Annotated in this window: 10 protein-coding genes; 8 read left to right on the top strand and 2 right to left on the bottom strand. The window is 54.0% G+C overall.

All coding sequences use genetic code 11. From position 1 onward, the window contains the following. The first annotated feature begins 39 nt into the window (after positions 1 to 39). From GW591_RS22205 to GW591_RS22225, 5 genes are read left to right on the top strand one after another with little or no spacing between them, the layout of a single operon-like run. Positions 40 to 1,383 (top strand): PTS sugar transporter subunit IIC, encoded by a 1,344-nt coding sequence (locus GW591_RS22205; protein ID WP_013574150.1) that lies wholly within the window; start codon positions 40 to 42, stop codon positions 1,381 to 1,383. A gap of 24 nt (positions 1,384 to 1,407) precedes the next feature. Continuing rightward, the gene (locus GW591_RS22210) at positions 1,408 to 2,844 is read left to right on the top strand and encodes a glycoside hydrolase family 1 protein (RefSeq protein WP_166861380.1); all 1,437 of its coding nucleotides are present in this window, start codon (positions 1,408 to 1,410) and stop codon (positions 2,842 to 2,844) included. 14 nt (positions 2,845 to 2,858) lie between these two features. Continuing rightward, positions 2,859 to 3,176: a PTS sugar transporter subunit IIB gene (locus tag GW591_RS22215; protein WP_013574152.1), complete on the top strand. Its 318-nt coding sequence runs from the start codon at positions 2,859 to 2,861 to the stop codon at positions 3,174 to 3,176. Between the two features lie 38 nt (positions 3,177 to 3,214). Then, a complete protein-coding gene (locus GW591_RS22220; RefSeq protein WP_013574153.1) occupies positions 3,215 to 3,988 on the top strand; it encodes an FCD domain-containing protein in 774 nt (257 codons plus the stop codon). Between the two features lie 5 nt (positions 3,989 to 3,993). Next, on the top strand, positions 3,994 to 4,443 hold the full coding sequence (locus GW591_RS22225; RefSeq protein ID WP_037035169.1) for a GNAT family N-acetyltransferase: 450 nt from the start codon (positions 3,994 to 3,996) through the stop codon (positions 4,441 to 4,443). Here the strand turns inward: GW591_RS22225 and galR are convergent. Beyond that, positions 4,440 to 5,447 carry an HTH-type transcriptional regulator GalR gene (galR, locus tag GW591_RS22230; protein ID WP_013574155.1) on the bottom strand — a complete coding sequence of 336 codons (1,008 nt, stop codon included), beginning with the start codon at positions 5,445 to 5,447 and terminating at the stop codon, positions 4,440 to 4,442. The two genes, GW591_RS22225 and galR, sit on opposite strands and share 4 nt — an antisense overlap. 252 nt (positions 5,448 to 5,699) lie before the next feature. On the opposite strand from galR, the gene GW591_RS22235 reads away from it, so the two are divergent. From GW591_RS22235 to lplT, 3 genes are all read left to right on the top strand, one after another. Beyond that, the gene (locus GW591_RS22235) at positions 5,700 to 7,958 is read left to right on the top strand and encodes a molybdopterin guanine dinucleotide-containing S/N-oxide reductase (RefSeq protein ID WP_013574156.1); all 2,259 of its coding nucleotides are present in this window, start codon (positions 5,700 to 5,702) and stop codon (positions 7,956 to 7,958) included. A 357-nt stretch (positions 7,959 to 8,315) separates the two neighbouring features. Next, positions 8,316 to 10,481 carry a bifunctional acyl-ACP--phospholipid O-acyltransferase/long-chain-fatty-acid--ACP ligase gene (aas, locus tag GW591_RS22240; RefSeq protein WP_112152357.1) on the top strand — a complete coding sequence of 722 codons (2,166 nt, stop codon included), beginning with the start codon at positions 8,316 to 8,318 and terminating at the stop codon, positions 10,479 to 10,481. Next, entirely contained in the window at positions 10,478 to 11,689 is a 1,212-nt protein-coding gene (lplT, locus tag GW591_RS22245) for a lysophospholipid transporter LplT (protein WP_015689427.1), read from the top strand. Before aas ends, lplT begins: the two co-directional genes overlap by 4 nt. Positions 11,690 to 11,751: 62 nt before the next feature. Here the strand turns inward: lplT and GW591_RS22250 are convergent, their stop codons facing one another. Continuing rightward, the gene (locus GW591_RS22250; RefSeq protein ID WP_013574159.1) at positions 11,752 to 12,792 is read right to left on the bottom strand and encodes an NADP(H)-dependent aldo-keto reductase; all 1,041 of its coding nucleotides are present in this window, start codon (positions 12,790 to 12,792) and stop codon (positions 11,752 to 11,754) included. Positions 12,793 to 12,841: the final 49 nt, after the last annotated feature.

Raw genomic sequence — 12,841 nt, forward strand, 5'->3', positions numbered from 1 at the left:
CACCTGTGAAGTATAGAAAAAAGAAAATGAGGTGCTGTCATGTCACTGAAAGACCGCTTTATCGATTCTCTGGGGGGATTCGCCAACACCTTTAATAGCTTCCGATACATCATGGCTATTAAGGCGTCTTTTATCACGTTAATGCCCGTTATTATTGTGGGGGCATTCTCAGTTTTAATTTCAAATATGGTGATGGATCCGAAAAACGGATTAGCGCATTTTGAAATGTTCTCCTGGCTGGCCACCCTCAAACCGATCATGAGCAGTATTAACTACGCCACGCTCAGTTTTCTGACCATCGGTGCGGTGTTTTTAATTGGTATCGAACTCGGGAAAATTAACGGCTCACGTTCGTTATTTCCCGGCCTGCTGGCAGTGATTTGCTTTATTGCCGTGACGCCAACCACCGTCGATATGATGGTTAACGGCCAGATGCAGGAAGTGAAAGATGTGCTGGCAAAACAATTCTCCGATACTAAAAGTCTGTTCCTCGGCATGTTTATTGCCATTCTGTCGGTGGAGATTTATTCCCGTCTGGAACGGGTTAACGGCCTGCGTATAAAAATGCCCGAGAGCGTGCCGCCCAATGTGTCGGCGTCATTCTCGGCGTTAATTCCCGCCATTATTACCGTGGTGCTCGTCGCTACCTTCGGCTTTGTATTCCACCGCGTCACCGGCATGTATCTGTACGATGCGGTGTATCAGGTGATTCAGCGTCCGCTGGAATCGGTGATGCAAAGTCTGCCGGGCATTCTGCTGCTGATGTTTGTCGCGCAGCTGTTCTGGGTGATTGGTATTCATGGCAACCAGATGATTAAACCGATTCGCGAACCGCTGTTGCTCGGCGCCATCATGGTTAACATGACCGCGTTTGAGCAGGGTCATGAGGTGCCAAACATCATCACCATGCCGTTCTGGGATGTATATATGAGCATCGGAGGCTCGGGTTGTACCATCGGTTTGTTGCTGGCGGTGATGATCGCTACCCGCCGCAAAGAGATGCGCGAAATCGCCAAACTGTCCCTCGGGCCAAGTTTCTTCAACATCAATGAACCGGTGATTTTCGGTATGCCGATTATGCTCAACCCGATCCTGGCTATCCCGTTCATCATCACGCCGCTGATCACCGGCACCATCGGCTATTTTGCGACGAGCCTTGGTTTCGCCGGACGCGCGGTGGTGATGGTGCCGTGGACCACACCGCCGATTATCAACGCCTGGCTGTCAACGGCCGGATCGATGGGCGCGGTGTTTACCCAGATTGGCTGCATTGTGGTGGCGGTACTGATTTATCTGCCGTTTGTGAAAGTCGCGGCGCGTCGTGCCGATCAGGCTCAGCTTGAAGCCATGCAGCAGAGCCAGAAACAGGCTGCCACGGCGTAAATTATTCGGAAAATGAGGGATGTTATGAGTAAGGTTTCAATCGCCATTCCTGACGGATTTATTCTCGGTGCCGCCGCCTCTGCATGGCAGACCGAAGGCTGGAGCGGCAAAAAAGACGGGCAGGATTCGTATCTGGATCTCTGGTACAAAAATAACCGCCACGTCTGGCACAACGGTTACGGCCCGGCGAAAGCCACCGATTTCATCAACCGCTACAAAGAAGACGTGGCGCTGATGAAAGCCAGCGGGCTGAGTCATTACCGCACGTCAGTTAACTGGTCGCGCTTTTTCACCGACTATGAGTTGGGTACGGTCGATGAAGAATATGCCGCCTACATTGACGACTATCTGGATGAGATGAAACGCAACGGCATCGAACCGATGCTGTGTCTTGAACACTACGAATTACCGGCGTTTCTGATCGAAAAATACGATGGCTGGAGCTCGAAAAAAGTCGTCGATCTGTTTGTGCTGTATGCAGAGAAAGTCTTCGAACGGTATGCCGGAAAAGTCCGCCGCTGGTTTACCTTCAACGAACCGGTGGTGGTGCAAACCCGCGTGTATCTGGATGCGATACGCTGGCCGTTCGAGCAAAACACCGCGAAATGGATGCAGTGGAATCACCACAAAGTGCTGGCAACCGCCAAAGTGGTCGAACTGTTCCATCGCAAAAAATATCACGCCGAAGGCACCGTCGGGGTGATTTTAAATCCGGAAGTGACGTACGCCCGTTCATCGGCGGCGCATGACCAAAAGGCGGCGCATTTATACGATTTATTCTATAACCGCGTATTTTTAGACCCGATGATCAACGGGGAATATCCACAGGAATTACTGGAACTACTGGAAAAGCACGGCGTACATTTCGATTATACAGAAGCGGAACTGGCGGTTATCCGTAATAACACCGTGGATGAAGTGGGTATTAATCTTTATTACCCGCACCGGGTGAAAGCACCGTCCCGCGAATGGAATAAAGACACGCCATTCCATCCGGCGTATTACTACGAACATTTCGAATTGCCCGGACGCCGGATGAATAAATCGCGTGGCTGGGAAATCTATCCGAAAATTATTTATGACATGGCGATGCGCATTAAAACGGAATACGGAAATATTTCGTGGTTTGTGGCTGAAAACGGCATGGGTATCGAAAATGAAGGCCAGTTTCGCGATGCCGTCAGCGGGGAAATTCAGGACAACTATCGTATTGAATTTATTGCCGAGCATCTTTACTGGACATTAAAAGCGCGGGAAGACGGCGCCAATTGTCAGGGATATATGCTCTGGGCCTTTACCGATAATGTCTCGCCAATGAACGCCTTTAAAAATCGTTACGGGCTGATCGAAATTGATCTTGATAACAATCGTGATCGCCGTCAGAAGAAATCCTCTCACTGGTTTAAATCACTCAGTGAAAGTGGTGTGTTGTCTTTAACGCTCGATGACCAGGAAAAATAACCTAAGGAAACACTATGAAACGAATCGTTTTAGCTTGTTCGGCAGGGATGTCCACGTCACTGGTGGTCACCAAAATGGAAAAAGAAGTCACTGCGCGGGGGCTGGAATATCAGATCTACGCGATCCCTGAAAACAATCTGCGTGACGAGCTTGAAGCCTATGGCCGCGATATTGTCGCCGTGCTGCTCGGGCCGCAGGTGCGTTTTAAACTGGCGGAGAATAAAAAGCTGACTGATGAACACGGCATTCCGATTGCGGTGATCGACATGGTGGCTTACGGCACGTTAAACGGTGCAAAAGTGCTGGATCAGGCATTATCTCTGATACAGTAACATCCGGTCTTTTTTGTTTTTTGCATCAGGGTGATTGTGTGGAAAAAGGTGTGGTTTCGCAGGACAGAAAGCAGTATCAGGAAATCGGGCATGACCTGCGTGAGCAAATCAAGCAAGGGCATTTCGCCGTGGGATCCCGCCTGCCGCCCGAACGCAATATGGCGGAAAACTACGGCGTCAGCCGGACGATTGTGCGCGAAGCCTTACTGATGCTGGAACTGGAGGGCACGGTGGATATCCGTCAGGGTTCCGGCGTGTACGTGATCCGCATTCCTTCTCAGGAAGAAGGCGAAGACGAACTGTTGTATCAGGGGCAGATTGGCCCCTTTGAAATCTTACAGGCGCGGCAGTTGCTCGAAAGTAATATTGCCGCGTTTGCCGCCAAAATGGCCACCAAAGCGGATATCGAAAATCTGCGCCGCACGCTGGAGCAGGAACAAATCGCCATCGTGGCTAACGACGAAAGCGGTGATAACGACCGGCTGTTCCACCTGCTGATTGCCGGTGCGACACAAAACCAGATGCTGCTCGATTCGGTGAAAAATATCTGGATGCACCGGGATTCCAGCCCGCTGTGGAAACAGTTACACAGCCATATTGCCACCCGCGGTTACCGCCTGAAATGGCTGGCTGATCATCAGAATATTTTGGCCGCACTGCGCCGCCGCGACGTCATGGGCTCGTATCAGGCGATGTGGCAGCACATGGAAAATGTGAAAAATACGCTGATGGAATTGTCGGATGTGGATGCGCCGGAGTTTGACGGCTATCTGTTTGAATCTGTGCCGATTTTTCAGGGAAAGATGGTCTGAAAGCGATGAAGATTATTAATCTGAGTGAACGGCCTGAATTTCAGGACGCGGTCACAGACTGGCTGTGGCAGGCATTTGGCAGCGAAAACAGCCGGGAGTTTTTTGCCAGCGTGGTGCGAAGCAGCCTGTCCGGCGCGGACTTGCCGCAAACGTTTATCGCACTCGAAGACGACAGGCTGGCAGGAACCGTCGGCCTGTGGCGCTGTGATTTAATCAGCCGTCAGGATCTTACCCCGTGGCTGGCGGCGTTATACGTGGATGAAAATTTCCGTTCGTGCGGGCTGGGGCAGCAGTTACAGGAATTTGTACTGGAACAGAGCCGCCGCAGCGGCTTTTGTGAGTTGTATTTGTATGCCGAATTCACCGGCTATTACGAACGTTTTGGCTGGAAATACATCGGCGATGCGCTGGATTATCCGGATAAGCCGGTGCATCTTTTCCATCAACATCTTTAGCTGTTTGCCGGGCCGCTCACCGAGTGACGACGTACCAGCGTCGGGCTGAACATATGGGTTGTTTCCGGTAACGGCTGACCGTTTGCCAGCGCTAACGCCAGTTGCGCTGCCTGATTCGCCATCGCCACCACCGGATAACGTACGGTGGTCAGACGCGGGCGCAGATAGCGTGAAATCAGCACATCATCAAAGCCAATCAGCGAAATTTCGCCCGGCACATCAATACTGTTATCGCTTAATACCGATAATGCACCGGCGGCCATCGGGTCGTTGTAACAGGTCACCGCCGTAAATCCTTTGCCCAATCCCAGTAAATCCGCCATGGCTTTTTCACCACCGATTTCATCCGGTTCCGCGTAGGCAATCAGCTTGTCATCCACCGGAATGTTGTGTTCGGTGAGGGCGTCGATATAGCCCTGAAGCCGGTCGCTGGCATCGGAAATGCCGTGGTTGGAACATAAAATCGCGATGCGCTGATGGCCGGCCTGAATGAGGTGGCGCGTCGCCAGCCAGGACCCGTAGCGGTCATCGAGGGCGATACAGCGCTGTTCAAAACCCGGCAACGTGCGGTTAATCAGCACCATTCCGGGGATTTGCTGCATCAGGCTGGTCAGCTCATCTTCTGGCAGCATTTTGGCGTGAACCACTAACGCCGCACAGCGGTGGCGGATCAACTGCTCAATGGCCTGACGCTCTTTTTCAACGTTGTGATAACCGTTACCAATCAGCAGAAAATTGCCGGTGGCGTAGGCCACCTGTTCGACCGCTTTGACCATCGCGCCAAAAAACGGATCAGAAACGTCGGCCACGATCAGCCCCAGCGTTTCGGTTGCCTGTTGGGCGAGGGCACGGGCGTTGGCATTCGGATGATATTGCAGATGCTGCATGGCGTTCTGTACGGCTTCCCGCGAGCTGTCGCTGGCTTTCGGGGAATGGTTTATCACGCGTGAAACGGTCGCAACCGATACGCCTGCCAGTTTTGCTACATCCTTAATCGTTGCCATAACACTTCCGTTTTCCGTGAGGGTAATCGTTTACACTGACCAGTTTTGCGGAAAAGACCGGTGGCTGCAAGGATGCTGATCGCAACTTTTTGATGTAAGCGCGATGTAACGGGAAAAGATCGTGGTGATTAACCGAAATCCCAGTGCGATAGGGTGGAAATGCGTTTTATTAAGATTATTTGTTCTTTGAAGTGTCAGCGCAGTGAATGGTATTTTTAAAGTCATTTATCTGCGCTGAGAAAAATAGAAATTATGTCGATAAAACGCTATCCGCAACTGGCCCACTGGGGCGCATATACCGCTGTGGTGGAAGATGGCCGCTTAATCCGTTGTGAACCTTATAAGGCGGATGCCGATCCTTCACCTCTGCTCGATTCCATTGCGCCGCTGGTCTATTCCGACAAACGTATCCGCAAACCGGCCGTGCGCCGCTCGTGGTTGAAACATCGCGAAAACAGCGATCGTTCTCTGCGGGGCCGCGAAGATTTTGTCGAAGTGGACTGGGATCTGGCGCTGGATCTGGTGGCCGAAGAGAATAAACGCGTGCGTGATCGCTACGGCGCTTCCGGCATTTTCAACGGCTCTTACGGCTGGTCATCGGCCGGACGTCTGCATCACGCCCGTTCTCTGGTGCGTCGTTTTTATTTCACCGGTGGCGGCGGGGTGGATCAGCAGGGCAACTATAGCTGGGGCTCGGCGCAATTTTTCCTGCCGTACGTTATCGGCACGTTTACCCCGCTGACCGGACGCGTGACCTCGTGGCCAAGTGTGGTCGAACACGCTGACATTCTGGTCGCATTTGGCGGTCTGGCGCTGAAAAATGCGCAAGTGGCGTCCGGCGGCGCGGTGGAACATACCCTGAAACCGGCGCTGGAGCAGCTGGCGAAAAAAGGCACCCGCGTCATTAACATCAGCCCGATGCGCGACGACTGTCCGGAATTCGTGAATGCAGAGTGGATCCCGATCCGCCCGAACACCGATGCGGCGCTGATGATGGCCGTTGCGTTTGAGATTCAGCGCAAAGAAGCGCAGGACGAGGCGTTTCTGACCAGCCATTGCGTCGGTTATCCGCAGCTTGCCGCCTATCTGCGCGGCGACACTGACGGCATCCCGAAAACCCCTGACTGGGCAAGCCACATTACCGGCGTACCGGCTGAGCGTATTGCGCGTCTGGCGGATGATCTGATCGGTGTACGCAGCTTTATCACCTGTTCTTATTCTGTACAGCGTGCTCACCGTGGCGAGCAGCCTTACTGGATGATGATCGCCATTTCCGCCATGCTCGGGCAGGTCGGTTTGCCGGGCGGCGGATTCTCCTTCGGTCACGGCTCGATGAACAGCGTGGGTAATCCGCGTTATGACACGCCGGGGCCTGCCGTCAGTGCCGGGCCGAATCCTTCTGGTTTGTCGATCCCCGTGGCGCGTATCAGTGACATGCTGCTCAATCCCGGCCAGCCGTATGAATTCCAGGGCGAAACGCTGAATTATCCGGATATTCACCTGGTGCACTGGGCGGGCGGTAATCCGTTCCATCATCATCAGCAACTGAACCGTCTGGTCGAAGGCTGGCAGAAGCCGGACACCGTGATTGTGCAGGATAACGTCTGGACGCCAGCGGCGCAGATGGCGGATATCGTGCTGCCTGCGACAACCTCGCTGGAACGTAATGATATCGGCGGATCGTCACGCGACCGCTTCGTGCTGGCGATGCATCAGGCTGTTGCACCACAACATCAGGCGCGTAACGATTTTGATATTTTCGCTGACATTGCTGACCGTCTCGGTTACCGCGAGCAGTTCACGCAGGGGCGTAATGAAGATCAATGGTTGCGCCATATTTACCGTCAGTGCGGCGAAGCGCAGAAAGGCACCGGCGTGGAATGGCCTGACTTTGAAACCTTCTGGGAGCGCGGTTTTGTTGAACTGCCGGTGCCGGAAAAAGATTACGTGTTCTTTGAGGAATTCCGTAAAAGCCCGCGTGCTAATCCGCTGGGGACCCACAGCGGCAAAATCGAACTGTTCTCCGAAACCATCGCGGGTTACGGTTATGATGATTTCGCGCCGCACCCGGAGTGGCAGCCGCCGGTAGAATGGCTGGGCGCGGAAAGTGCCAAACAGTGGCCGCTGCACCTGATTTCCATTCAGCCAAAAGATCGTCTGCACAGCCAGCTTGATCAGTCGCCGCTGGCGCAGTCGAACAAAACCGCCGGTAAGGAAACGTTGTTTATGCATCCGGAAGATGCTCTCAGCCGTCAGCTCAAGGAGGGAGACCGGGTGAAAGTGCACAATGCGCGTGGCAGTTGTCTGGCGGGGGTGTCACTCAGTGACGGAATTACGCGTGGCGTGGTGCTGATGTCGACCGGCGCCTGGTTTGATCCTGGCTTTGGTGGCCAATGGCAGGAAACCGAGCAGGCGGGGAACCCGAATGTACTGACGCTGGATATCGGCACGTCGCGTCTGACGCAGGGGCCAAATGCCATGAGTTGCCTGGTCGAAGTGGGACCTGTTTAAGGTAGTTTTTAAATAGTTAGCCCGATTTAGGATAAATCGGGCCTATTTTCACCACTCGTTACACTTTGCGGAATTATGTTTCGATTGCCTGCTGGCTGTGGTTCGTACAAAACAGCTAAATTGAACGTCCCAGAGGTATTGATTGGTGAATCATCAACGTGCTCTGCATGTTGATACCGATTAAATTTGCACCAACCTACGCGGATGCGTAGGTTTTTTTTTGCCTCAACTCCGGCACACCGATCAGTTCCCTCCTAAACTCTCTCTGACTGTCGTCATTTTTCAGCGGCTTATAGTATGCTGTTTCCCCAACCTTTTTCTTCAAGATCAGGGATGACACATAAGGAGATGGCAAACATGTATAACTTTCTTTTCGCCGCGTTCAGATGGCTCTTCCGCCTGATGTTCCGGGTTACCGTGACCCCGGCGAGAAACGATTTTAATTACCCGCGTTTAATCCTCACGCCGAACCATGTCTCGTTTATTGACGGCATGTTGCTGGTGCTTTTCCTGCCGGTCAAACCGGTATTTGCAGTGTATTCCAACATCACGGACAGCTGGTTTATGCGCTGGCTGAAACCCTATGTGGACTTCATGCCGCTGGATCCCACCAAACCGATGGCGATCAAGCATTTGATCCGCGAGGTGGAGAAAGGGCGTCCGGTAGTTGTGTTTCCGGAAGGGCGCATTACGGTTACCGGTTCATTAATGAAGATTTACGACGGCGCGGCCTTTGTGGCGGCGAAGTCACAGGCGACCGTCATTCCGGTGCGCATAGACGGGCCGGAATATACGCCGTTTGGCCGGTTGTTCGGCAGCTTTAAAATCCGCTGGTTCCCGAAAGTCACTATCAATCTTTTGCCGCCGACTACCATTCCGATGCCGGATGCGCCGCGTTCCCGTGACCGCCGCATTCTCGCCGGTGAGCAACTGCATAAAATTATGATGCAGGCGCGTATGGATACCCGCGAACCGGAAACGCTGTATCAGGCGTTTTTGTCCGCACAAACCCGTTATGGCCGTCGCAAACCCTGTATCGCTGATATCGCGTTCAAAGAAGATACCTATCAGGGACTGCTGAAAAAATGCCTGGGCGTGAGCCGCATTTTGCAACGTTTTACCCGCGAAGGTGAGCATGTCGGGATGCTGTTGCCAAATGCCACGATCATGGCGGCGGCGCTGTTTGGCGCGTCAATGCGCAACCGTATTCCGGCGTTGCTTAACTACACTGCGGGTGCCAAAGGGCTGCAAAGCGCGATGAAAGCGGCGCAGATCAAAACCATTATTACCTCCCGCCAGTTCCTTGAAAAAGGCAAACTGACGCACCTGCCGGAGAACGTGCCAGAGGCGAACTGGGTCTATCTGGAAGATTTGAAAGACACGGTGACCACGCAGGACAAGCTGTGGATCCTGTTCCATCTGATCTTCCCGCGTCGTGCGATGCTGCCGCAAAAAGCCGATGATGCAGCACTGGTGCTGTTTACTTCGGGTTCTGAAGGCAATCCGAAAGGCGTGGTGCATTCACACGCCAGCCTGCTGGCTAACGTCGAGCAAATCCGTACCGTGGCGGACTTCACGCCGCGTGACCGCTTTATGTCGTCGCTGCCGCTGTTCCACGCCTTTGGCCTGACCGTCGGATTGTTAACGCCGCTGATCACCGGCGCTCGCGTGTTCCTGTATCCGAGTCCGCTGCATTACCGCATCGTGCCCGAACTGGTCTACGACCAGAACTGTACCGTGCTTTTCGGTACTTCAACCTTCCTGGGTAATTACGCCCGCTTTGCCCATCCGTATGATTTTGCCCGCTTGCGGTATGTGGTGGCCGGTGCGGAAAAACTGGCTGAAAGCACCAAAGAAATCTGGCAGAACAAATTCGGTATCCGCATTCTCGAAGGCTACGGTGTGACCGAATGTGCGCCGGTGGTGGCGATCAACGTACCGATGGCGACCAAAGTGAATACCGTCGGCAAAATTCTGCCGGGGATGGAGTCTCGTCTGATTACCGTGCCGGGCATTGAGGAGGGCGGTCGTCTGCAACTGCGCGGGCCGAACATCATGAAAGGCTATCTGCGCGTCGAAAATCCGGGTGTGCTGGAAACTCCGCAGGCTGAGAATGCCGCAGGTGAAATGCAGGCGGGCTGGTATGACACCGGTGATATCGTCACGCTGGATGAAAAAGGTTTCTGTGCCATCCGTGGTCGCGTGAAGCGTTTTGCCAAACTGGCGGGAGAAATGGTCTCGCTGGAAAGTGTCGAGCAACTGGCGATCAAGGCTTCACCCGATAAACAGCATGCGGCGACATCGCGCAGTGATGCCAGCAAAGGCGAGGCACTGGTGCTGTTCACCACCGATCCTGAATTACGTCGTGATGCGTTAAGTAAAGCTGCCCGTGAACTGGGGTTGCCGGAACTGGCCGTGCCGCGTGAAATTCGCGTCGTTAAAGCGTTACCGTTGCTCGGCAGCGGTAAACCCGATTTTGTCACCCTGCGCGAGATGGCAGAGAACCCGGAGAGTGAAGCATGAGTCAGCCTTTAAAGGCAGCTGCAGGGCCGTTGATGTCAAAGAGTATGACGGCGGTGATCGTGGCGCAGTTCCTGTCGGCTTTCGGTGATAACGCGCTGTTGTTTGCCGCGCTGGCGCTGATCAAACAACAGCTTTATCCCGACTGGAGCCAGCCCGTTTTACAAATGGCGTTCGTGGCGACGTACATCATTCTCGCGCCGTTTGTCGGGCAGTTTGCCGACAGTTTTTCCAAAGGCCGCGTGATGATGGTCGCTAACCTGCTGAAACTGGCGGGCGCGGCGGTGATTTGCGCGGGCATGAATCCGTTCCTCGGTTATACGCTGGTCGGCATTGGCGCTGCGGCTTATTCACCGGCGAAATACGGCATTCTGGGCGAGATCGCCAGTGGTGAACAACTGGTGAAAGCCAATGGCCTGATGGAAGCCTCTACTATTGCCGCGATCCTGCTGGGTTCTGTGGCCGGTGGCGCACTGGCTGACTGGAGCATTCTGGCGGCGCTCGGTATCTGTGTGCTGGCGTATGGCGCGGCAGTGGCGGCAAACTGGTTTATTCCGAAGCTGAACCCGGCGCGTCCGGGGCAGTCATGGAATCCGGCAAAAATGAGCCGGACATTTTTCTCTGCCTGCAAAACCTTGTGGCAGGATGGCGAAACCCGCTTCTCGCTGGTCGGTACCAGCTTGTTCTGGGGCGCGGGCGTGACGCTGCGTTTCCTGCTGGTGCTGTGGGTTCCCGTGGCGCTGGGCATCACCGATAACAAAACCCCGACCTTGCTGAATGCGATGGTGGCGATCGGGATTGTGTTTGGTGCGGGAGCGGCGGCGAAGTTAATCCGTCTGGAAACCGTGAAACGCTGCCTGCCAGCAGGTGTCGCCATCGGTATCGCCGTGGTGGTCTTTGCGCTGCAAACCAGCATGCTGAGTTCTTACATTGTGCTGGTGGTGGTGGGGATTTTAGGCGGCTTCTTTGTGGTCCCGCTGAATGCCCTGTTGCAGCATCGCGGTAAGATTTCTGTCGGTGCCGGTAACGCGATTGCCGTACAGAATCTGGGTGAAAACACCGCCATGCTGCTGATGCTCGGCTTGTATTCGCTGGTGGTGATGGCCGGTGCGCCGGTGGTGGCGATTGGCATCGGGTTCGGTGTGGTGTTCGCGCTGGCGATTGCCGGGTTGTGGATCTGGAAAAACATGCAGAAACGCCGTATGGCGTAATGTTGTTTTCGCACAAAAGAAAAGGGCGCTCAGCGCCCTTTTTTGTTGCCTGCAATCAGGATTTACGGCGCAGGAATGGTGAAGCGTTTGTGGATGTTTTCCAGATCAGCGAGGATTTCCTCATCGAGTGTCAGATCCTGACTGTCGATGTTGATCTTCAGTTGTTCCATTGTGGTTGCGCCCAGCAGCGTGCTGGCCACGAACGGTTGCTGACGCACAAAGGCCAGCGCCATCTGAGAAGGATCCAGATTACGTTTCTTCGCCAGCGCGACATATTCAGCAATCGCCGCTTCAGCCTGCGGTGATGAGTAACGGGTGAAACGACTGAACAACGTATTACGCGCCCCGGCCGGTTTCGCACCGTTAAGGTATTTACCGCTCAGCGTGCCGAACGCCAGGCTGGAATAGGCCAGCAGTTCAACTCCTTCGTGCTGACTGATCTCCGACAAACCGATTTCAAAGCTGCGGTTCAGCAGGCTGTATGGGTTTTGAATCGAAACGATACGCGGCAAATCATGTTTCTCCGCCAGTTGCAGGTAACGCATCACGCCCCACGGGGTTTCGTTAGAAACGCCGATATAGCGGATTTTACCGGCACGAACCTGTTCATTCAGCGCTTCCAGCGTTTCCAGCAAGGTAACCGGAGACTGCTCTTCGGTGTACTGATAACTTAGTTTGCCAAAGAAGTTGGTCTGACGCTGCGGCCAGTGCAACTGATAAAGATCCAGATAATCCGTATTCAGACGTTGCAAACTGGCATCCAGCGCCGCGCGGATATTTTTGCGATCCAGCATCTGAGCCGGACGAATGGCGTTGTCATTACCGCGGGAAGGCCCGGAGACTTTGCTCGCCAGAACAATTTTCTCACGGTTGCCACGGGCTTTCAGCCAGCTGCCGATATAGCTTTCCGTCAGCCCCTGGGTTTCAGGACGCGGCGGAACGGGATACATCTCTGCGGTATCAATCAGGTTGATGCCCGCCGCAACGGCGTAATCGAGTTGCTGGTGGGCGTCGGCTTCGCTGTTTTGTTCACCAAAAGTCATGGTGCCAAGTCCCAGTAAGCTCACTTCTAAAGAACTGTGGGGTATACGGTGATATTGCATTGCCGGTCTTCCTTTATATCTGAGAATGTCAGCCTGTTAGAAAAAGCGC

This window comes from Rahnella aceris, assembly GCF_011684115.1.
Lineage (GTDB): Bacteria > Pseudomonadota > Gammaproteobacteria > Enterobacterales > Enterobacteriaceae > Rahnella > Rahnella aceris.

Coding starts and splice junctions, on each gene's coding strand:
- GW591_RS22205 (WP_013574150.1), top strand. CDS start 40: ATGTCACTGAAAGACCGCTTTATCGATTCTCTGGGGGGATTCGCCAAC.
- GW591_RS22210 (WP_166861380.1), top strand. CDS start 1,408: ATGAGTAAGGTTTCAATCGCCATTCCTGACGGATTTATTCTCGGTGCC.
- GW591_RS22215 (WP_013574152.1), top strand. CDS start 2,859: ATGAAACGAATCGTTTTAGCTTGTTCGGCAGGGATGTCCACGTCACTG.
- GW591_RS22225 (WP_037035169.1), top strand. CDS start 3,994: ATGAAGATTATTAATCTGAGTGAACGGCCTGAATTTCAGGACGCGGTC.
- galR (WP_013574155.1), bottom strand. CDS start 5,447: ATGGCAACGATTAAGGATGTAGCAAAACTGGCAGGCGTATCGGTTGCG.
- GW591_RS22235 (WP_013574156.1), top strand. CDS start 5,700: ATGTCGATAAAACGCTATCCGCAACTGGCCCACTGGGGCGCATATACC.
- aas (WP_112152357.1), top strand. CDS start 8,316: ATGTATAACTTTCTTTTCGCCGCGTTCAGATGGCTCTTCCGCCTGATG.
- lplT (WP_015689427.1), top strand. CDS start 10,478: ATGAGTCAGCCTTTAAAGGCAGCTGCAGGGCCGTTGATGTCAAAGAGT.
- GW591_RS22250 (WP_013574159.1), bottom strand. CDS start 12,792: ATGCAATATCACCGTATACCCCACAGTTCTTTAGAAGTGAGCTTACTG.